This is a genomic window from Streptomyces sp. NPDC093591 (assembly GCF_044764885.1).
Taxonomy (GTDB): domain Bacteria; phylum Actinomycetota; class Actinomycetes; order Streptomycetales; family Streptomycetaceae; genus Streptomyces.
The window spans coordinates 209346-228439 of the sequence record NZ_JBIWIY010000020.1 but is presented as its reverse complement, the minus strand read 5'-3'; the positions used below and the strand labels follow the sequence as shown (position 1 = coordinate 228439).

Annotated in this window: 16 protein-coding genes and 2 pseudogenes; 9 read left to right on the top strand and 9 right to left on the bottom strand. The window is 69.9% G+C overall.

What is annotated here, in order from left to right; translation table 11 throughout:
• The first annotated feature begins 128 nt into the window (after positions 1–128).
• On the top strand, positions 129–311 hold the full coding sequence (locus tag ACIREI_RS36910) for a ribbon-helix-helix protein, CopG family (RefSeq protein ID WP_403342605.1): 183 nt from the start codon (positions 129–131) through the stop codon (positions 309–311).
• A 33-nt stretch (positions 312–344) separates the two neighbouring features.
• Here ACIREI_RS36910 and ACIREI_RS36905 read toward each other — a convergent pair whose 3' ends face one another.
• Positions 345–1796 carry an NCS2 family permease gene (locus ACIREI_RS36905; RefSeq protein ID WP_403342603.1) on the bottom strand — a complete coding sequence of 484 codons (1452 nt, stop codon included), beginning with the start codon at positions 1794–1796 and terminating at the stop codon, positions 345–347.
• A 118-nt stretch (positions 1797–1914) separates the two neighbouring features.
• Here ACIREI_RS36905 and ACIREI_RS36900 point away from each other — a divergent pair, with 118 nt between their 5' ends.
• The 3 genes from ACIREI_RS36900 to ACIREI_RS36890 all read left to right on the top strand — a co-directional run bounded on the left by ACIREI_RS36900 (position 1915) and on the right by ACIREI_RS36890 (position 5018).
• The gene (locus ACIREI_RS36900) at positions 1915–2199 is read left to right on the top strand and encodes a DUF2530 domain-containing protein (protein WP_403342600.1); all 285 of its coding nucleotides are present in this window, start codon (positions 1915–1917) and stop codon (positions 2197–2199) included.
• A gap of 106 nt (positions 2200–2305) precedes the next feature.
• Positions 2306–4702: an HAD-IC family P-type ATPase gene (locus tag ACIREI_RS36895; protein WP_403342598.1), complete on the top strand. Its 2397-nt coding sequence runs from the start codon at positions 2306–2308 to the stop codon at positions 4700–4702.
• An 88-nt stretch (positions 4703–4790) separates the two neighbouring features.
• Positions 4791–5018, top strand: a complete 228-nt coding sequence (locus ACIREI_RS36890; RefSeq protein WP_403342597.1) for a hypothetical protein — start codon at positions 4791–4793, stop codon at positions 5016–5018.
• A gap of 39 nt (positions 5019–5057) precedes the next feature.
• Here the strand turns inward: ACIREI_RS36890 and ACIREI_RS36885 are convergent, their stop codons facing one another.
• The 3 genes from ACIREI_RS36885 to ACIREI_RS36875 form a co-directional block, all read right to left on the bottom strand.
• Complete coding sequence (locus tag ACIREI_RS36885; RefSeq protein ID WP_403342595.1) at positions 5058–5969, bottom strand: hypothetical protein; 912 nt, start codon at positions 5967–5969, stop codon at positions 5058–5060.
• Between the two features lie 237 nt (positions 5970–6206).
• Complete coding sequence (locus ACIREI_RS36880; protein WP_403342592.1) at positions 6207–7145, bottom strand: hypothetical protein; 939 nt, start codon at positions 7143–7145, stop codon at positions 6207–6209.
• 187 nt (positions 7146–7332) lie between these two features.
• Positions 7333–10470: a sacsin N-terminal ATP-binding-like domain-containing protein gene (locus ACIREI_RS36875; RefSeq protein ID WP_403342589.1), complete on the bottom strand. Its 3138-nt coding sequence runs from the start codon at positions 10468–10470 to the stop codon at positions 7333–7335.
• A gap of 259 nt (positions 10471–10729) precedes the next feature.
• Between ACIREI_RS36875 and ACIREI_RS36870 the strand changes: the two genes are divergently transcribed.
• Entirely contained in the window at positions 10730–12865 is a 2136-nt protein-coding gene (locus ACIREI_RS36870; RefSeq protein WP_403342586.1) for an RNase A-like domain-containing protein, read from the top strand.
• 21 nt (positions 12866–12886) lie between these two features.
• Entirely contained in the window at positions 12887–13561 is a 675-nt protein-coding gene (locus tag ACIREI_RS36865) for a contact-dependent growth inhibition system immunity protein (protein WP_403342583.1), read from the top strand.
• 30 nt (positions 13562–13591) lie between these two features.
• On the opposite strand, the gene ACIREI_RS36860 is transcribed toward ACIREI_RS36865, so the two are convergent.
• The 4 genes and pseudogenes from ACIREI_RS36860 to ACIREI_RS36845 form a co-directional block, all read right to left on the bottom strand.
• On the bottom strand, positions 13592–14005 hold the full coding sequence (locus ACIREI_RS36860) for a cytidine deaminase family protein (protein ID WP_403342580.1): 414 nt from the start codon (positions 14003–14005) through the stop codon (positions 13592–13594).
• Positions 14002–14199 carry a DUF397 domain-containing protein gene (locus ACIREI_RS36855; RefSeq protein ID WP_403342577.1) on the bottom strand — a complete coding sequence of 66 codons (198 nt, stop codon included), beginning with the start codon at positions 14197–14199 and terminating at the stop codon, positions 14002–14004. The genes ACIREI_RS36860 and ACIREI_RS36855 overlap by 4 nt, the downstream gene beginning before the upstream one ends.
• Positions 14196–14414, bottom strand: a complete 219-nt coding sequence (locus ACIREI_RS36850) for a DUF397 domain-containing protein (protein WP_403342575.1) — start codon at positions 14412–14414, stop codon at positions 14196–14198. The genes ACIREI_RS36855 and ACIREI_RS36850 overlap by 4 nt, the downstream gene beginning before the upstream one ends.
• Positions 14411–14788: pseudogene (locus ACIREI_RS36845) on the bottom strand (DUF5753 domain-containing protein); the annotation flags it as partial. The gene ACIREI_RS36850 and the pseudogene ACIREI_RS36845, both read right to left, overlap by 4 nt.
• On the opposite strand from ACIREI_RS36845, the pseudogene ACIREI_RS36840 reads away from it, so the two are divergent.
• Positions 14786–15364 (top strand): annotated as a pseudogene (locus tag ACIREI_RS36840) (helix-turn-helix domain-containing protein); the annotation flags it as partial. The pseudogenes ACIREI_RS36845 and ACIREI_RS36840 sit on opposite strands and share 3 nt — an antisense overlap.
• A 38-nt stretch (positions 15365–15402) precedes the next feature.
• Positions 15403–16272, top strand: coding sequence for a hypothetical protein (locus tag ACIREI_RS36835; RefSeq protein WP_403342572.1), 870 nt, complete (start codon positions 15403–15405; stop codon positions 16270–16272).
• 77 nt (positions 16273–16349) lie between these two features.
• Here ACIREI_RS36835 and ACIREI_RS36830 read toward each other — a convergent pair whose 3' ends face one another.
• The gene (locus ACIREI_RS36830; protein ID WP_403342569.1) at positions 16350–17276 is read right to left on the bottom strand and encodes a DUF3027 domain-containing protein; all 927 of its coding nucleotides are present in this window, start codon (positions 17274–17276) and stop codon (positions 16350–16352) included.
• 324 nt (positions 17277–17600) lie between these two features.
• Between ACIREI_RS36830 and ACIREI_RS36825 the strand changes: the two genes are divergently transcribed.
• A complete protein-coding gene (locus tag ACIREI_RS36825; RefSeq protein WP_403342566.1) occupies positions 17601–19028 on the top strand; it encodes an MFS transporter in 1428 nt (475 codons plus the stop codon).
• Positions 19029–19094 lie beyond the last annotated feature (66 nt).

Below are 19094 nucleotides of genomic sequence, written 5' to 3'. Positions count from 1 at the left end.
CCCGTAAACGTCGAGGACACGCATCGATGCCCGTGACCCTGGCCACTGAATCGAGACATCACTCGTATGGGTGATCCAGTGGCGGAACGTGACACACCGCACCGAAGAGTGCCGCGACCCTCGTGTTCATGGGGACCAGCGTGCTCAGCCTGCGGATAGACCATGAGCTGCTCGAACGGCTCCGGGACCACGCCGCGAAAAGAGGAATGAGCGTCCAGGACTACGTCGTCCGGACGCTCATCCGCGATGACTTCGACGAGCGGTTCCAGACCGCCGTGGAGGAGACCGAGAAGTTCTACGGCCTCACGTGAGGCGGCTCGGGCGAGGCGGCTCGGGCGAGGCGCTTACGTGAGACCCAGCGCCGGCATCAGGTAGTAGAACCCGAACACCGCCGCCACGGCATACATGGCGACCGGCACCTCACGGCCCCGCCCGGCCGCCAGGCGCAGCACCGCGAAGGTGATGAAGCCCATGCCGATGCCGTTGGTGATCGAGTAGGTGAACGGCATCATCACCATGGTCACGAAGGCCGGGATCGCGACCGTGTAGTCGGCCCAGTCGATCTCCTTGACGGAGTTCGCCAGGATCAGGAAGCCGACCGCGAGCAGGGCCGGGGTGGCCGCCTGGGACGGGACCATCGTGGCCACGGGGGTCAGGAACAGCGCCACACCGAACAGGGCGCCGGTGACGACGTTCGCGAATCCGGTACGGGCGCCCTCGCCGACGCCGGCCGTGGACTCCACGAAGGCCGTGGTGGCCGAGGAGGAGCTGGCGCCGCCCGCGGCGACGGCGAGGCCGTCGACGAAGAGGACCTTGTTGATGCCGGGCATCTGGCCCTGGGCGTCCGTCAGCTTCGCCTCGTCGCTGACGCCCATGATCGTGCCCATGGCGTCGAAGAAGCAGGACAGGAGCACCGTGAAGACGAAGAGGACGCCGGTCAGCGCGCCGACCTTCTCGAAGCCGCCGAACAGGCTGACCTGGCCGATCAGGCCGAAGTCGGGGCCGGCGACCGGATTCCCGGGCCACTTCGGGGTCGTCAGGCCCCAGGACGGCACGTTCGCGACGGCCTCGATGACGACGGCGAGCACGGTCATCGCGACGATCGAGATGAGGATCGCGCCGGAGACCTTGCGCACGATGAGCGCGAGGGTGAGCAGGACGCCGAGGATGAACACCAGGACCGGCCAGCCGTTGAGGTGACCGTCGCCGCCGAGCTGGAGGGGCACGGTCGTCCGGGCGACGTCCGGGATGCGGGAGACGAATCCGGCGTCGACGAGGCCGATCAGCATGATGAACAGGCCGATGCCGATGGAGATGGCCTTGCGCAGGCTGTAGGGCACGGCGTTCATGACGCGCTCGCGCAGACCGGTGGCGACCAGCAGCATGACCACGAAACCGGCGAGCACCACCATGCCCATGGCGTCCGGCCAGGACATCCGGGGCGCCAGCTGGAGCGCGACCACCGAGTTCACACCCAGACCGGCGGCCAGCGCGATCGGCACGTTGCCGATGACGCCCATGAGGAGCGTGGTGAACGCCGCCGTCACGGCCGTCGCCGTCACCAGCTGTCCGTTGTCCAGCTGGTGGCCGTACATGTCCTTCGCGCTGCCGAGGATGATCGGGTTCAGCACGATGATGTAGGCCATCGCGAAGAAGGTGGCGAAGCCGCCGCGGATTTCACGGGGCAGGGTGCTGCCGCGTTCGGAGATCTTGAAGAAGCGGTCGAGTGCGCCGTACGCGGGGCCGGCTCCCGGCTGTTCAGGGGCGGGGACCTTGGCGGGGGCCGAGGAGGGCATGTGTTCGGTGTTTCCTACGAAGAGAAGTGGTCAGACACAAACCGTTTCAGTATGAACATATAAGCGCGACATCGGCCATCTCCGCGCGTAGACCCAATCGCCTCGTAAGCTGTGCCCCATGGCGAAGTGGACCCCCAAGCACGAGGCGCCGGAGCCCCTGGAGGGCCCCGTGGTCGCCACCATCACCGGCGGCACGATCCTCTGGTTCGCCCTCTTCGTCGTCCAGCTGCCCTTCTACGGCTGGTTCGCCGACCACCACCTGACCAAGTGGGTGTGGACCTGCCTGGCCGGCGGCGGCCTCGGACTCATCGGCATCTGGTACGTCCGCAGGCGCGACGCGGCGATCAAGAGGGCGGCGGCACTGGAGGAGGCCGACGCCACCAAGGCCCCCGCCACCGACTGAGGGCGTACAACCACGGCACCACATCGGGCCGTTCCGGTCCTCCCCAAGTCGGAACTTCCGCCCACTCGGCGGGTGAAGCCGTAAATCCGCACGTACCGTCGAATGCATGACGCATACCGACGCGGGCGCCGAAGTGGACACCCCGGTGCATCCCGCCTCCGTCACGGTGGCGACAGGTGGGCTGACCGCGGCCGAGGTGGCCGAGCGGGTGGCGCGAGGGCAGGTCAACGACGTGCCGGTGCGCAGCAGCCGGTCCATGGCCGACATCGTCCGCGCCAACGTCTTCACCCGGTTCAACGCGATCATCGGCGTGCTCTGGGTGATCATGCTGTGTGTCGCGCCGATCCAGGACAGCCTGTTCGGCTTCGTGATCCTGGCCAACACCGGCATCGGGATCATCCAGGAGTGGCGGGCGAAGAAAACCCTCGACTCGCTCGCCGTGATCGGTGAGGCGCGGCCCACCGTCCGGCGGGACGGGGCCGCCGCCGAGGTCAGCACCTCGGAGATCGTGCTGGACGACCTGATAGAGATCGGGCCGGGGGACAAGGCCGTCGTGGACGGGGTGTGCGTCGAGGCCGACGGGCTGGAGATCGACGAGTCGCTGCTGACCGGGGAGGCGGACCCCGTCGTCAAACGGCCGGGGGACCAGGTGCTGTCCGGCAGCTTCGTCGTCGCCGGGGGCGGCGCCTTCCAGGCCACCAAGGTCGGCCGCGAGGCCTACGCCGCCCAGCTCGCCGAGGAGGCCTCGCGCTTCACCCTCGTCCACTCCGAGCTGCGCTCCGGCATCTCCACCATCCTCAAGTACGTGACCTGGATGATGGTCCCGGCCGCGATCGGCCTGATCATCACCCAGCTGGCCGTGAAGGACAGGGACCTCGACGACTCGCTCGCCCGGACCGTCGGCGGCATCGTCCCCATGGTCCCGGAGGGGCTCGTCCTCCTCACCTCGGTCGCCTTCGCCATCGGCGTGATCCGGCTCGGCCGCAAACAGTGCCTGGTGCAGGAACTCCCCGCCATCGAGGGCCTGGCCCGCGTCGACACCGTCTGCCTCGACAAGACCGGAACCCTCACCGAGGGCGGCATGGACGTCACCGAGCTGCGCCCGCTGAACGGCAGCGACGAGGAGTACATACGGAAGGTGCTGGGCGCCCTGGGCGAGTCCGACCCCCGTCCGAACGCCTCCCTCCAGGCCGTCATCGACGCCTACCCCGACGCCGAGGACTGGCGCTGCACCGAGTCCCTGCCCTTCTCCTCCGCCCGCAAGTACAGCGGCGCCACCTTCAGCGAGGGCAACGGCGAGGCCAGCACCTGGCTGCTGGGCGCCCCCGACGTGCTCCTGGCCGCCGACGACCCGGCCCTGGCCGAAACCGACCGGCTGAACGAACAGGGCCTACGGGTCCTGCTGCTCGCCCGCGCCGGCCGCGACCTCGACGATCCCGAGGTGGCGGAGGGAGCCAAGCCCGCCGCCCTCGTCGTACTGGAACAGCGGCTGCGGCCCGACGCCGCCGACACCCTGCGCTACTTCGCCGAGCAGAACGTCCGCGCCAAAGTGATCTCCGGTGACAACGCCGTGTCCGTGGGCGCGGTCGCGAGCAAGCTCGGGCTGACCGGTACGACGGTCGACGCCCGCCGGCTCCCCCAGGATCGGGACGCGATGGCGACGGCCCTCGACGACGGCACGGTGTTCGGGCGGGTCACCCCGCAGCAGAAGCGGGACATGGTCGGCGCGCTCCAGTCCCACGGGCACACCGTCGCCATGACCGGCGACGGGGTGAACGACGTCCTCGCCCTGAAGGACGCCGACATCGGCGTGGCGATGGGCTCGGGCTCGGAGGCGACCCGGGCGGTCGCCCAGATCGTGCTGCTCAACAACAGCTTCGCGACGCTGCCGTCGGTGGTCGCGGAGGGGCGTCGGGTCATCGGCAACATCACGCGCGTCGCGACCCTGTTCCTCGTCAAGACGGTCTACTCGGTGCTGCTCGCGCTGATGGTGGTGTTCTGGCAGGTGGAGTACCCCTTCCTGCCCCGCCATCTGACCCTGCTCTCCACCCTCACCATCGGCGTCCCGGCGTTCTTCCTGGCCCTCGCGCCCAACAAGGAACGCGCGAAACCCCATTTCGTACGGCGCGTGATGCGGTACTCGATCCCCGGCGGACTGGTGGCCGCGGTGGCGACCTTCGCGACGTATCTGATCGCCCGTCACTATTACCGCGGGGACGGCGCGTTGGACGCGGAGACCAGCGTGGCGACGCTGACGCTGTTCCTGATCTCGATGTGGGTGCTGGCGATCATCGCCCGGCCGTACACCTGGTGGCGTCTGGCGCTGGTGGCCTCGATGGGCCTCGGGTTCCTGCTGGTGATGGTGGTGCCGTGGCTGCAGGAGTTCTTCGCGCTGCGGCTGGTCGGGGTGACGATGCCGTGGATCGCGGTGGGGGTGGCGGCGGTGGCGGCGGTCGCCCTGGAGTTCACGTGGAAGTGGGTCGACCGCCGCTTTCCGGCGTAGCCGGAGTACCTCGCGCCAGTCGGTCAGGGGCTCCTAAGCTGAGACGGTCGATCATGCAGACGTCTCAGCGGCACGGGAGTACCGAACCATGTGGAGCTGGCTCCAGGACCTCCTCAGCGAACTGTTCGAGGCGGTCCAGGGATTCATCCTGGTCCTCCTGTGGCTCCTCTGGTGGATCGGCGGTCCGGGGCTGACCGCCATCGTGTGGAGCGAGGGCGACAAGCGCCTCGCGGTCGGGTTCCTGGCGGCTTGGTCGATCGTCACCGTTCTGTACTTCACGGTGTCCCGGCTGATCCGCCGCGCCCGGCGCGCTTGAGCCCCCGCTCCGATCCTCTCAACGCCCTGAGGCGTTGCTTTACTGCACGTCGACGAAGTCACCCGTGGCGGTGGCCGCCGGGGTCGTCGTCGTGCCCGCGAAGGTGTAGCGGAAGTAGCCGTCCTCGGTGGCCTTGAGCGTGGTCTTCAGGTCGCCCGTGGAGTTGGTCTTGATGGTCTTCACCGTGGTGTAGGTGCTGCTGTTCTTCTTGCGGAACTGCAGGTTCACCGGCTGCTCGACGTAGCCGTTGTACGTGCCGCGGTCCCAGTTGGCGCGGGACAGCTTGCCGGTGACGGTGAGGGTCTTGCCCTTCTTCACCGGCTCCGGCGAGGCGTTCACCGTCAGCTTGGAGAAGCGCTGCATCAGCGTGGTGCCCAGGCCGCTCTGGCTCTTGTAACCGACCTTGGTGATGTCGAAGGTCTCGCCCTCCGGGTCCTGGCCGTTGAAGGCGGTGGCCTCGGCCGCGGCGCGCCACGTCCCGGCGTCCGAGTTGATCAGCTCGTGGCTGCCCGGGTAGACGTCGATGGTGCCCTTGCAGTTGGCGGTGGTCGCCGAGGTCGCGGTGCACTTGGCCGGCTTGTTGCCGTAGAGCATGTTGTCCGGCGCGGTGGCGGAGCCCCGGTAGACGATGGGGTCGGTGATGAAGTCGGCGGCGGCGATGTTGACCTCCGCGCCGTGGGTCAGCGTGTACGTCACCGTGGCCGCGACGTGGTTGGTCGTGCCGACCTTGATCGCCTTGGCGATCTTGAAGTTGGAGAAGGTGACGTTCAGGGCGTACGGCTTGCCCTCCTCGGCCGCGGCCCTGCCGGACTCGGCGTGCGCGGCCTGGCGGATCTTCGCGACGTCCGCGCGCTGAGCGGTGGCGGAGTCGCCGGCCTGCGCGGCCGGAACGGCGAGGGCGGAGAGGGCCAGGGCGCCGGAGACGGCGGCCACGGTGGCTCTGATGCGCATGCGTTCCCCTGGTACGGAAAGGGGCCCCGCTGGTCGTCGTTCCGGTGCACTGCCGGTCACGTCGGGGCCCGAGTGATCGTGGGGCCTGTTGACCCATGTGATCAGATAGGCGACGGGGGTCGCCGGTTGTGCGGCAGGTACGGAATCTTCGTGAGCTTCGTCACGAACTCCCGGCGGTGGCCGGGAAGTTCGCGACGCATGCCCTATTTCGTTACTGCTGTCCTACTGTCCTGCCGCCTACTGCACGTCGACGTAGTCACCCGTGGCGCTGACCGCCGGGGTGGTCGAGGTGCCCTCGAAGCGGTAGCGGAAGTAGCCGTCCGTGGACGCGGTGACCGTGGTCTTCAGGTCGCCGTAGGTGTTCGTCTTGATGGTCTTCAGCGTGGTGTAGGTGCTGGTGCCCTTCTTGCGGAACTGCAGCTTCACCGGCTGGGTGGAGTAGCCCGCGTACTTGTGGGTCTCCCAGTTGGCGCGGGACAGCTTGCCGGTGACCGTGATGGTCTTGCCCTTCTTCACCGGCTCCGGCGAGGCGTTCACCGTCAGCTTGGAGTACCGCTGCAGCTTGGTGCTGCCCAGGCCGTCCTGCATGGCGAAACCGACCTTGCTCCAGTCGATGTCCTCGGAGTCCGGGTCCTGGTCGTTCCAGTCGATCGCGTAGCCGCCGGCCTTCCACGTGGTGGCGTCGGCGTTGACCAGCTCGAAGTCCGGGTAGACGTCGATGGTGCCCTTGCAGGTGTCGGTGGTCGACGAGGTGGGGGTGCAGACCGGCCAGTCGTCGCCGTAGAGGACCTTCGTCGCTTCCTCGTACGTGGCGCCGCGGTAGATCTCGACGTCGAGCATCAGGTCGGCGGCGTTGAGGTCCATACCCGCCTCGTGGGTGACCGTGTAGGTCACCGGGACGGTCACCTGGTTGCTGATGCCGGCGACGATCGGCTTGCCGCTGTTGATCTTCACGTTGGAGAAGGAGAGGTCCAGGGCGTACGGCGTGCCCGTGTCCTCGGCGGCGAAGGTGCTGCGGGCGGCGCCGTCGGCGTCAGCCTGACGCGCGGCCTGCACGGCCGCCCGGGCGTCGTCCTTGCTGTACGACGGCGCGTCGGCGGCCTGCGAGGCCGGCACAGCGAGGGCGGAGAGGGCCAGGGCGCCGGAGACGGCGGCCACGGTGGCACGAATGCGCATGCGATCTCCATAGGGAGAAAGGGGCCCCAGCGGGGGTCGTTCCCAACGGCTCGTCGTCTCGCGGGGCCCAAGTGATCAAGGAGTCTGTTGACTCGCATGATCAGATTCGCGAAGGGCACGAATGGTTGTACGGCCGGTGAAGAATTTGTGCGGGCACTTCCTCACCGGCCGGGGCCGCCCGGACGGCTCAGTCGAACCAGCGGTCGCGGGCCAGTTCCGCCGTCCTGGACGGGTCCTCCAGCAGGGCGGCGACCTCGAACCGCCGCGGCCACTGCCCCGCAGCCCACGCGAGCCCGGCCGCGACACCCTCCAGGGTGGCCGCGTGCAGCACCCCGTCATCGGTGAGCCGCCAGTCGATCTCCACACCGTCGACGACGAGTTCCTCGTGCTCGACGTACGACTGCGGGGTCCGCGCGCCGAGCAGCACCCGTACCGACTCCGGTACGTCGTGCTCGGTGCCCTCGCTCGTGACCTCCCCGGTGACGGACTCGCTCAGCCGCCGCACCTGGAACAGCTCGGCCAGCTCGGCGGCTCGCGACGGCCGCACCGGCAGCAGCGGCACGCCCTCGGTGAAGGGCAGCAGATCGGGCGAGTCCACGACCACGGCGTCGGCCGCGTCGACGACCTCCACCCGCCCGTCCACGACGGCCCGCAGCTCGTCCGGCAGGGTCACCTGCTCGGGATCCAGGTCGGCAAGGGCGCCGTACAGGGCGTGCAGTTGGGGCGAGGCGACGGGGCGTTCCGGGTCGGCGAGCCGGTCGAGGAGCTCGGCGGCGCCGCCCGGCTCGTCGAGCAGCGCGGCGACGGACGTCCGCACGCCCAGCGCCCGCAGCACCTGCTCGTCCTCGAAGCCGGTCGCGTCCGCCTCGTCGTACAGGCCGCGCAGGAGCGGGTCGCCGCCGGAGGCCAGCAGGCCCGCCGGGCGGCGGCCGTCCAGCACCGGGTTGCCCCGCAGCCACCAGGCCGTGTACGGCCGTACGACCTCATGCGTGCCGTCGGGCAGCAGGATCCGCACCTGCTGGGTCAGCGCGTCCCGCAGGGGCGGCTGGGCGAGCAGGGCGAGAGCCTGCGGCCACTTGTCGTCGTCGATCAGGTCCAGATCGCGTACGGCGATCAGCTCGGTGGCGACCGGCGGTACGGGCGTGTCCGGGAACCGGTCCAGGATGTCCTCGCACCAGACGTCGACGGCGTCGAGCAGACCCGGGTCGTCGGGCTCGGCGAAATCCCCTTCGCGCGGCTCCAGTTCATCGGGGTCGAGGACGACGTCCGTGGCCCGGACGAGGGCGAAGTTGGCGAGGACACCGCAGGCGGCAAGGGGCTGCTCGCCCCACTTCTCGGCCAGCTCGGCGTCGACGGTGGCGAGTTCGTCCTCCCGCATGACCTGGGCGAAGGGGCTGCCGGGCAGGACGAGTTCACCGGCGGGCGCCAACTCCCCGTCCTCGTCGGGCAGGGCGAGGGCGCCGAGCCACGGCTCGTCACCGGGCTCCAGACCCGCGTCCCGCACGAGCGCGAGGACGGTGTCGGCCAGTTCCTCGGCGTCGGGCGCGTCCTCCTCCCAGCTCACGCCGCTGTCGTCGTCCAGGGAGGCGGCGACGGCGGCGCGCACCTGGGGCGTGGTGAGGACCGCGCGGGGCGTGGCCGGCAGGGCGCCGAGCTTCTCCAGGAGCGGGTGGGCGGCGTCCGGGTGGGCGACCTTGAGCCCGAGCCGGGCGAGGATCTCGGGGTCGACGGAGGCGCCGTCGGGGGTGGGGAGCAGGACCTGCCGGGGCCCGATGGTGGTGCGCCCGTCGGCGAGCGGCACGGGCAGGCCGGACAGGCGGTCCGGGTCGACCCCGGCGAGGCTGTCGTAGAGCCGCCGCCACCAGCCCGGGTCTTTCTCCAGCCCCGCGAGCCGGTCGATGGCGTCGGTGAGCGGGACACGGGCGACGCCCAGGGTCCGCAGCTCCACACGCCGTTCGAGCCCGGCGGGCAGCAGCGTGGGCAGCACCTCGGCCAGCACGCGCACCGTCTCGGCACCGGCGCCCTCGACGACCTCGGCGTCACGGGGCCGGAGCGACTCGGGCAACTCGTCCTCGTGCTCCCGCGGCCCGACAGCCGGCGGGAGGAAGGAGGTACGGGGCAGCCGCTCCAGGATCGCCTGGCGCAGGGCCCCGTCCAGCTCGCCCTTGCCGAGCGGGCCGGGCACGAGCCCGATGATGCCCTCGCTCACCGGGCGCCAGTCGGCGAGCAGTTCGGCGTAGGCGTCGGCCGCGCGCTGCACGAGGAAGTCGGTCAGCGGGCCGGGGGCGGCGTGGCGGCGGGTGGTGTCGAGGGGGAAGGAGGCGATGAGGAGGGCCGGGACACCGAGCGGCTCGTCACTCGGCGTCGGCGCGTGGACCACCGGAGCCGTGCGCGGCCGGTCGGGCGCGCTGTCGGCGGCGTTGACGGGGACGGCCCAGGTCAGCGACCAGTGGGGCCGCAGCCGCTCCTCGACCGGGCGGTCGGCGAGGAGGTCGGGCGTGAGCGCGCCGTGGGCGGTGGACGTACGCCAGTGGGTGACGCCGTCGATGCCGTCGCGGGAGTCCTCCACGACCGTGAAGGGTCCGTCGACCCGGCGGCGCAGCGTGCGCGGCTCGCCCTCCCCGACCTCGACCACGACCTCCTCCAGGCCGGGCAGGGCGAGGAGCAGCGCGTCGTCGACGGCGTGCAGCAGCCGCTCGGCGAGGTCGGCGGCGGCGGTGTCGCGCAGGGGGAGGATGACGGCGGTGTCGTACGGATCCGGGGCGGTGCCCTCGGCGGCGAACGGCAGCCGCAGGAGCGGCACATGACCGTCCCGCCGCCTGATCTCGTCCCCCAGTCCCGGGCTGTGCCGCGCGGTCTCCCGGGCCAGCTCCCGCGCCTCGGCGAGAGCCCACCGGATACCGCCGTGCCGCCCGACGACGGCGGGCTCGTCGGTGACGGCGAGGACGGCGGCGAAGCCGACACCGAACCGGCCGACGGAGCCCTGCTGGGGGTCCCGCTTGGCGGAAGCACGCAGGGTGGACAGCGACTCGACGCCGGCGGCGTCCAGCGGGGCGCCTGTGTTGGCGGCGATGAGAACGCCCTCACGGAGGGTGAGCCGAAGCCGTCCCGCCACCCCTGCCCTGGCCGCGGCGTCGGCGGCGTTCTGAGCGAGCTCGACGACCAGCCGGTCCCGGTACCCGCCGAGGACGAGATCCTCCTCGGCGTTGGCGTCCTCGCGGAAACGGGCGGGACTGGTGGCCCAGGCGTCCAGCACACCGCGGCGCAGACGGGCCGTACCGAAGGGGTCGGCGCCTTCGGCTGCGGGCCGCACGAACTTGCTCACGTTGACTCTCCTCATCGGCGTGATGATGAAGGTACCGCCGATGGGACGTGGGTGTGCTGCCCGCCCGTCCTGCTCCAGAACCTCGCTCGATGGACCCACTCCGTTGGCAGACGCACGGTCCGACTCCGTGGACGCGGATCCCGGATCCGGAGGCGACACGGCTGTCTCCCAACTCGCTTGCCGGGCAGGCGATTGACTGCCTAGCATCGCGTTCACAATCGCGAATCGAATGTTGTTCCAGTGCATCGGGGGGCCTGGCGTGACGTTGGTGATGGCGGTGGCGGCCGTCTGGGGCGTGCTGCAAGTGTTCGCGATCTCCTGGCCGACGCGTTCGGTGCGTCTGTCGACCGTGCTGCTGGCGCTGGCCGTGGGCGTGTACGGATGCGGTGCGGCGACGGCGTTGGTGCAGCTCGCCTACACCCGTCTCTACGCGGAGCAGTCGGGTCAGTCGCTGGTGACGGTGGTGAACACCACCAGCTACACGGTGGCTCCTTGGGCGGAGGAATTGCTCAAGGTTTCCCCGTTGCTGCTGGCGGGGCTGAGCCTGCGGGTTCGCCGTCAGTGGGGGCTGACCGACTTCGTGGTGGTGGGTACGGCTCTAGGGGCGGGCTTCGGGCTGCTGGAGGCGGTTCTCCGGTTCGGCCTGGACGCGGACCGGGCGATCGTCCGCGGGGAGGGCTGGATCATCCCCGACAGCCTGTCCCCACCCTATGTACCGGGCCTCGGGCAGGTGTTGACGTCCTGGCTTCCGGCGCCTTTCAGTCAACTGGCCATGGCCGGGCCTCCGGTCACGGAAACGTTCACGCACCTGGTGTGGACAGCCACGGCCGGCTTCGGGGCCGGGCTGCTGTGGCGCGCACACGGTTGGTGGCGTCTGCTGTCGGTACCCCCGGTCCTGACCGCCGCCGTCCATCACACGGTCAACAACTACGCGGTACGGGAACACTCCGACGGGACCAGGCAGTGGCTGGAATCCCTGGACGGGATGGCATGGGCGGCGCCGCTCGTGTGCCTGGCCATCGCCATGGTCGTCGACCTGCGCCGGCTCCACCGCGGCAAGCGCACCGTGCCCGGCGTACTGCTGGCGTCCGAACGCGCCGACGGCGACAGCCTGGGAGCGCTGCTGCGCTACGCGGCCTGGCGAATGCCGTGGAGCCTGCTGATCGTCCTGCGCTACGTCAGGCTGCGGCGCTCGTTGCTGTACGCCGCCGCGTCGACGCCGCCCGACGAGACCGGTGAGACCGGCGAACTGCGAGAGGTGGTCGCGGGGATCACCGCCCGAATGGACGCGACCGACAACCGCGACGCCTGGCGGGCACTGAACATCCGCGCCTGGCTGAAGGCGACCCGGGCGGCCCGCCGTTCTCGCGAACGGTGGCTCCTGCTGATCCCGTGCGTGCTCATGCTCCCCGCGCTGCTGTTCCTGGTCGTCGGTTCATTCACCTCCACCGCCGGTCTCCAGGAGTTCTTCAGTACCGGTTCGGGGCCGAAGATCCTCATGGGCTTCGGCATCGCCGCCCTGGCCTGGATCGCCTACCAGCTCACCACCCTGCTGCGCACCTGGCGGCAGATATCGGCACAGCCGCTGGGAGAACTGCTGGCGGCCCACCGCTTCCGCCTCGCAACCGCGCTCGGATCGGCGGTCACCGGCGCACTCCTGCTGTGGCGCGGGCTCGGCGACGCGGGACCCGACGGCAGAGCCGTCCGCACACTCCATCTGCTCGACGCCCTGAACGCCTTCCTGGTCTACCTCGGCTTCGCCCTCCTCCTTCTCTCCCTCCTCGCCCTGTTCCCTCCCGGAGGTCTCGCGCTCGCCGGAGGCGGAGCGGTCGGCGCCCTCACAGCCGAGGCCGCGCTCAACGCGGGCCTTCTCGGCACGGCCGGGCTCGTCCTCATGGGGCTGGGGGCCTCGAACGGATCCGGCGGGGACTACAACGCGTGGCCCAGGGACAAACGCAAGGGACGCCAAAAGCCGCAGCATCGTGCGGACGTTCGCGGAGATGAGGGCAAGAGCCTTGGCGGCAAGAGCAAGGCTCACACCATCGACAGGCACGTCGACAAGACGATCGCCGGCATGCGCAGGCGTCTGCGTGAAAACCCTAAGATTGATGCAGACTCACGCTATGTAAACGTCGATACGGCCCAACGCTTCACTGACAAGACCCTCACTGCCAAAGAGAACCAACGGAAGATATCTGACTGGCTGGCCGGGGGCGCGAAAGGAACACTGCGACTGGAAGCAGAGTTCACCGAAAACACCGGACTCCACCTAACTCGCTACAACTTCACCCATGGGCAACCTACGCAATGGGTGAGAGGTGTTCGCGTCATTCTCAAGGCTGACCCGACGGCACCGTCCGGATACCGCGTCCTCACCTCCTTCCCTCAGCCCTAACACGGTCACTTGGAGCAACTCATGAGTCAGGCACTTCCGCCAGAGCCACGATTCTACGAACTCAGCGACCTGCTGAAGGCATATGCGTACTCCGGCTTCACATTCACTGACACCGCAGAGACCCCGGGTCCTGGCCTGGCCTCGTATCTCAGGATCGCTGCCCGAGATCCCGCACGCGCCGAAACGGCCGTGCACCAAATTGAGGACCTGCTCTCTGTGGGACTCTTCTCAGAAGAGATCGCAGATGACGTGGAAGACCTACCGCACATCCGCCCCCCGATGGGCACCACCGTAGAAGACTGCCTACGCATCGCCAGGGACCACCTCAACCGGCTCCTGGAAGACCCGTCCCGCATTCCCCAGACGAACCCCCAGAACTCCTGGGAATGGAACGAGCGATTCCCCCAGCTGAGCCAGTTCCTCGGGGGCTACTTGCATCGGAATTACTCAGAGTTCCATGCCAGGCCCGAGGACGCCATCGACGAGTACGTCACCGAAGTCGATCCGGAAGACCGTACTCAGGCAGCACAGGAGATCACTGAGCTTCTGACGATGGTCTCGTCGGATCAGGAACTCGGCACGGCGGCCACGGCGTTGGGGCTCGACCTTCTGCCGCCGGAAGGGATGTCACTCCGGCAATGGCTGGAGCTGATCCGCCGGCGGATCACTGCCGGGGATCAGCCCTCGGACGCGTAAGTGACGAAGCAGCTCGCGCCGAGTGGCCGTCTACTCGGCGTCCAGCTGGTGGTCGGCCCAGACGTAGCTCGCGGGCAGCAGGTCGGTGATGAGAACGGTTCGGACGCGGTCGTCCTCGCCGACGATGACCTTGAGGGCGGGGAAGTAGTCGAGAAGGACCTGACGGCACCGGCCGCACGGGGGTACGACTCCCCGGTCGCGGTCGCCCACGGCGACGATCGTGTCCAGCTCGTAGGCACCCTGGGCGGCTGCCGTGCCGATGAGGACCAGCTCGGCGCAGGGGCCTCCGGTGAAGTGGTAGGCGTTCACCGCCGTGACGATCCGGCCGTCCTGGGCACGGGCCGCGGCCGCCATGGTGTGGCTGTCGCCCCGGCAGCGGGTGCGGGCGACGTGCGCCGCGGCCTGGATGAGTTCGTGGTCGACGGGATGGGCCTGCGTGGTCAACGGCGACGCCGGGACGCGTACGGCAGGAAGTCGGCCCAGGCTTGGGGGGTGAGGGCGAGGTGGGGGCCGTCGGTTTGCTTGGAGTCGCGGACGTGGATGGTGCGGGGGGCTACCGCGATCTCGACGCAGGACTCGCCGTTGGTGCCATCGCTGTAGCTGCTCTTGAACCACGCCAGCGCGGCCCCGCGGATCACGCCGAGTCCCCGGACGCGTAGGTGACGAAAGCGGACCATGCCTGCGGGGCGAGGGCGAGGCGGGGGCTGGAGTCGCGGTACTTGGAGTCACGGACGTGGACGGTTCGGGGGGCCACCGCGATCTCGACGCAGGAGTTGCCATCAGGGCCATCGCTGTAACTGCTCTTGAACCAGACCAGTTCGGAAGCGTCCCCGGCAGAGGCCTTGCGGATCATGTTTCTCCCAGCACTTGCTCGATGAAGGCCAGCGACTCCCCTGGCGTGAGAGCCTGCGCCCGGATGGTGCCATACCGCAGTTCAAGGATCCGTAGCTGTTTCGGATCGGAGGTTGGTCGGCCACTGAACCCACCGTCGGAACGCCCCACCGCAGTACCGTCGGCGAATTTCAGCACCTCGATCCTGCCTTCCATTCCAGGGTGGGCCCCTGAGCTCGTCGGCATCACCTGAAGTGTGACGTTACGCAACCGCGCCACCTCCAGCAGATGTTCGAGCTGCTGACGCCACACCATTGTGCCTCCAACCCGGCGGCGCAGCGTGGCCTCTTCCAAGACGAAGCTGAGAGCAGGAGCGGGAGTCCGTTCGAAGATCGCGAACTGGAATCCCACGGCTACCTGCGCCGCGAACGCCAGCGCACCCCCACCGGCCGCATCGTCACCCGCACGATCTCCTGCAACCAGCCCGGCCGCAGCCGCCGCCGGCCCGAGCACAGGCCGGCACCCCCGAAGAAGCGCGAGAAACGCACCTCCCCCAAGCCCCTCCCCGCCGTACCGCGCCCCGCCTACCCGGCCCCCACCCTCCTCCAGACGGCCACGGACCTCCTCACAGACCTCCGCCGCCACGACCCCCGCCTCCTCCTCTCCACCGGCGACACGACCCACCTCGCCCCCGGCGTCGCCGCCTGGCTGGAACGCGACATCACCCCCACCGCCGTACGCCACGCCCTGACCACGGACCTGCCGCCCGAGCCCTTGTGCCGCCCGGCAGCCCTCCTGGCCCACCGCCTCACCACCCAGCTACCGCCCCCACCCCCATTCCGCGCCCCAGCACCACCGCCGACCGCCCGGCATCCCTTCCAGACCTGCGACGACTGCAACCGCGCCTTCCGCGCACCGCTGCCCGGACGCTGCCGTGACTGCCGTATGCCCGATCACGTACAGGCCGCCTGAGGCTTCCCCCTACCCAACGAAAGGCCCGAAACCGCACCATGGTCAGCTCGTCCCACGAGGCGATGCACCGCATCTTCCAGGACTATCCGGGGCTCTTCTCCCGGGTCTCCAAGACGCTGGGCATCGACTTCGCCCCACCCACTTCGATCACGGTCCTGCCCAACGACCTCACCGAGACCAGCCCGGTCGAGCGCCGTGTGGACACGCTCCTGCGGCTGGAGACGGACGACGACGAGCCGTTACTCCTGGCGATCGAGGCGCAGGGCAAGAAGGACCCGAAGAAGCCCGCCAGTTGGGCGTACTACGCCTCGTACCTGCTCACGAAGTACCGACTGCAGCCCATGCTGCTGGTCGTCTGCCAGGACCGCGCCACCGCGGAATGGGCCGCGCGCCCGGTCCGCTTCGGCCCTCCCCAGTGGCCCCTGCTTATCCTGCGTCCGCTGGTCGCCGGACCGCACAACATGCCGGTGATCACCGATCCGGACGAAGTCCGCATGGACCTCGCGCTCGCCACACTGTCCGCGATCACACACGCCACTGATCCGCACATCGGTCCCATACTGAAAGCGATGACGTCCGTGCTGCAGGACACACCGGAAGCCGTCGCCGACCCGATCATCGAACTCATCGCACAAGGCCTGGGCAAGCACCCGGCCGCGCAACTGTGGAGGAAACTGGTGGCCGTGGACCTCTCTTTCTACAAGTCGTACATCTCCGAAGAAATCCGCGACGAGGGTCGAGCGCAACGAGCCTCCGAAGACATCCTGCGGATCCTGGACCGTCGCGGCATCAACATCTCGGACGACGACCGCCGGCGCATCATGTCCTGTGACGACCTGGACGTGCTGGGCCGCTGGTTCGACCGGGCCATCACGGCCGAGTCCACAACCGAGGTCTTCGCCGACTAGGCAACCCCATCCCAGACACAGGGCCCGGTCAGAACATGCCGGGCCCCTCGCCCAGGGCACGAGATTTCCGGCGAGCCCTACGAGTGCCCCAACTCCGCCGAGTCCTCGTCCGCCCCGACCAGCACCGACCCCGAATCCGCCGCCGGCCGCAGCGGGAACGGATCCACCCGGGTCTCGTCGATCACCGGCGGAGCCGGACGCGGCGGCTTGGGCATGACCGCGGCCTCGGAGTGGCCGCCGCAGCCGTACGTCAGGGACACGACGTGACCGTCGGCCGGGGAGAACTCGTTCGCGCAGACGCCGAAGGCCTGGCCGAGGGAGCCGCCGATGGGGGCCAGGAAGCCGCAGGTGACGCAGGACGCCGGGGCCGCCTGGGCCATGGGGGTCTTCGCGCCGTAAGCCTCCTCCCAGCGGTCCGCGGCGATATGCAGGCCGTAGCGGGACAGGACGCGGGCGCGGCGCATGCCCAGTTCCTCCGCCACCGCGGCGATGGAGCCACGGGAGGGGGCGACGAGAAGGTTCGCGGGGGCGCCGGCCGTGACCTCGGCGTCCTCCGCCTCCACCAGCTCCGCCATCTCCTCCGAGACGGCCGAGCTCGGCACCGGCTCGTCCTCGCCCGAGAAGCCGGGCTCCAGGCGGAGGTCCTCGGCGTCCGTGGGGAGCAGGTCGCCGGGGCCCATGTCGCCGGGGCGCAGGCGCTCGCTCCACGGCACCCATTCGGGGGCGAGGAGGGCGTCCGGGCCGGGCAGCAGGACCACTTCGTCCAGCGTCACGACCTTCGCGCGCGACGCCCTCGCCACCGTCACCGCCCAGCGCCAGCCGCGGTACCCGAGTTCCTTGCACTCGAAGAAGTGCGTGACAACGCGGTCGCCTTCGGAGAGCAGGCCCGCGTGCTCCCCCACCACGCCGGGCGCGGCGGCCTCCTCGGCTGCGGTGCGGGCGAGGTCGACCGCCTCGGCGCACAGACGGTCGGGGGTGCGGCTTCGCGTTGTCGCTGCGCTCACAGGTATCGCTTCTCTCCTACGCCGTCTCTCGGGTGCGGTGCCTTGAGGCGGTGGAGCGAACGGAGCGGACCTGTGGGCCGCGTCGACGTCCGCATCCGAATCGCGCTCGGGCGCACCTACGTCATCCATTGTGCGGGATGGCTGAGATACGCACGCTACCTGTTCGCGAGCGCTGGGCCTACACCGACGGCCCTTTCACCGCTGCGCGGCGGGTGCCGGAAGCGGGCCCGAGACCGGTCGGTCACCCACGGCCGATCCTAGTCCGTGCCCTCCATACGCGCCGTAACCGCACTACCCACCCCCATCTCGGGGCACTATTGCGTCGTGGCAACCGCGAAGCCGCCCCAAGGAGCCACCGGTGTCGGTGGGGCCAAGGGGGGCCGGAATCGAGGTGGCGGATCGGGCCGGAGGCGCGGCTCCTTCCGCTCGGTCGGCCGTGCCCTGCACTTCCCGTTCACCGGCACCGCCCGCGGCATCCGCAAGGCGACGCACGCGCACGGCGCCGGTGAGTCCGGCCTCGGCAAGCTGATCGAACTGCACGGGGTGAACGGCGCCGGGGACATGATGATCACCGTCGCCCTGGCCTCCACCGTGTTCTTCTCCGTGCCCACCGACGAGGCCCGCGGCCGGGTCGCGCTGTACCTCGGCATCACCATGGCGCCGTTCACCGTCCTCGCGCCGGTGATCGGCCCGCTCCTCGACCGGGTTCCCCATGGCCGCCGCGCCGCCATGGCGGGGGCGATGTTCGCCCGGGCGATGCTCGCGCTGGTCCTGTCCGGGGCGGTCGTCACCGGCAGCATCGAGCTGTATCCGGCCGCGCTCGGGGTGCTGGTCGCCTCGAAGGCCTACGGCGTCGTCAGAAGCGCCGTGGTGCCCCGGCTGCTGCCACCCACCTTCTCCCTGGTGAAGGCCAATTCCCGGGTCACGCTCGGCGGCCTCCTGGCCACCGGTATCGCGGCGCCCATAGGCGCGGGGCTCCAGGCGCTGGGGCCGCGCTATCCGCTGTACGGCGCCTTCGTGATCTTCATCGCCGGTACGTTCCTGTCCTTCTCCCTGCCGCCGAAGGTCGACTCGGCCAAGGGCGAGGACACCGCGCTGCTCGCGGCCGACGAGCAGCATCTGCACGGGCCGCACCGCCGGCCCGTCAAGCGCCCCGGGCTGCGCACGGTCGGCATCGCCGTCACCCACGCCCTCGGCGCCAACGCCGCCCTGCGCTGTCTGTCCGGCTTCCTGATCTTTTTCCTCGCGTTCCTGCTGCGCGAGCACCCGATGTCCGGGCAGAGCGCGGCCGTGTCGCTGGGCATAGTGGCCGGCTCGGCGGGGGTCGGAAACGCGTGCGGTACGGCGGTGGGGGCGTGGCTGCGCTCCCGGGCGCCCGAGATCATCATCGTGACGGTCGTGGGGTTCGTGCTGCTGGCGGCGCTCACGGCCGCGGCCTTCTTCGGCGCGGTCCTGGTGGCGTTCCTCGCGGCGACCGCCGGGTTCGCGCAGGCCCTGGCGAAGCTGTCGCTGGACGCGCTGATCCAGCGGGACGTGCCCGAGCTGGTCCGTACGTCGGCGTTCGCGCGCTCCGAGACGCTGCTGCAGGTGTCCTGGGTGCTCGGCGGCGCGATCGGCATCGTGCTGCCGCTGAGGGGCTCCCTGGGGCTGCTGGTCGGCGCGGCGATCGTCGCCACAGGCTGGCTGACCACCATCAAGGGCCTGATCGGCTCGGCGCGGCACGGCGGCCAAGCACGGCCGCGGGTGACCTGAGGCGCTCGCCGGGCCCCCGTGACGTACGGCACGCCGCCCCCGCATAGAGGGAGCGTCACACGGGCC

Coding starts and splice junctions, on each gene's coding strand:
- ACIREI_RS36890 (WP_403342597.1), top strand. CDS start 4,791: ATGTGGAGCTGGCTCCAGGACCTCCTCAGCGAACTGTTCGAGGCGGTC.
- ACIREI_RS36910 (WP_403342605.1), top strand. CDS start 129: ATGGGGACCAGCGTGCTCAGCCTGCGGATAGACCATGAGCTGCTCGAA.
- ACIREI_RS36850 (WP_403342575.1), bottom strand. CDS start 14,414: ATGATCCGCAAGGCCTCTGCCGGGGACGCTTCCGAACTGGTCTGGTTC.
- ACIREI_RS36885 (WP_403342595.1), bottom strand. CDS start 5,969: ATGCGCATCAGAGCCACCGTGGCCGCCGTCTCCGGCGCCCTGGCCCTC.
- ACIREI_RS36900 (WP_403342600.1), top strand. CDS start 1,915: ATGGCGAAGTGGACCCCCAAGCACGAGGCGCCGGAGCCCCTGGAGGGC.
- ACIREI_RS36865 (WP_403342583.1), top strand. CDS start 12,887: ATGAGTCAGGCACTTCCGCCAGAGCCACGATTCTACGAACTCAGCGAC.
- ACIREI_RS36905 (WP_403342603.1), bottom strand. CDS start 1,796: ATGCCCTCCTCGGCCCCCGCCAAGGTCCCCGCCCCTGAACAGCCGGGA.
- ACIREI_RS36880 (WP_403342592.1), bottom strand. CDS start 7,145: ATGCGCATTCGTGCCACCGTGGCCGCCGTCTCCGGCGCCCTGGCCCTC.
- ACIREI_RS36895 (WP_403342598.1), top strand. CDS start 2,306: ATGACGCATACCGACGCGGGCGCCGAAGTGGACACCCCGGTGCATCCC.
- ACIREI_RS36835 (WP_403342572.1), top strand. CDS start 15,403: ATGGTCAGCTCGTCCCACGAGGCGATGCACCGCATCTTCCAGGACTAT.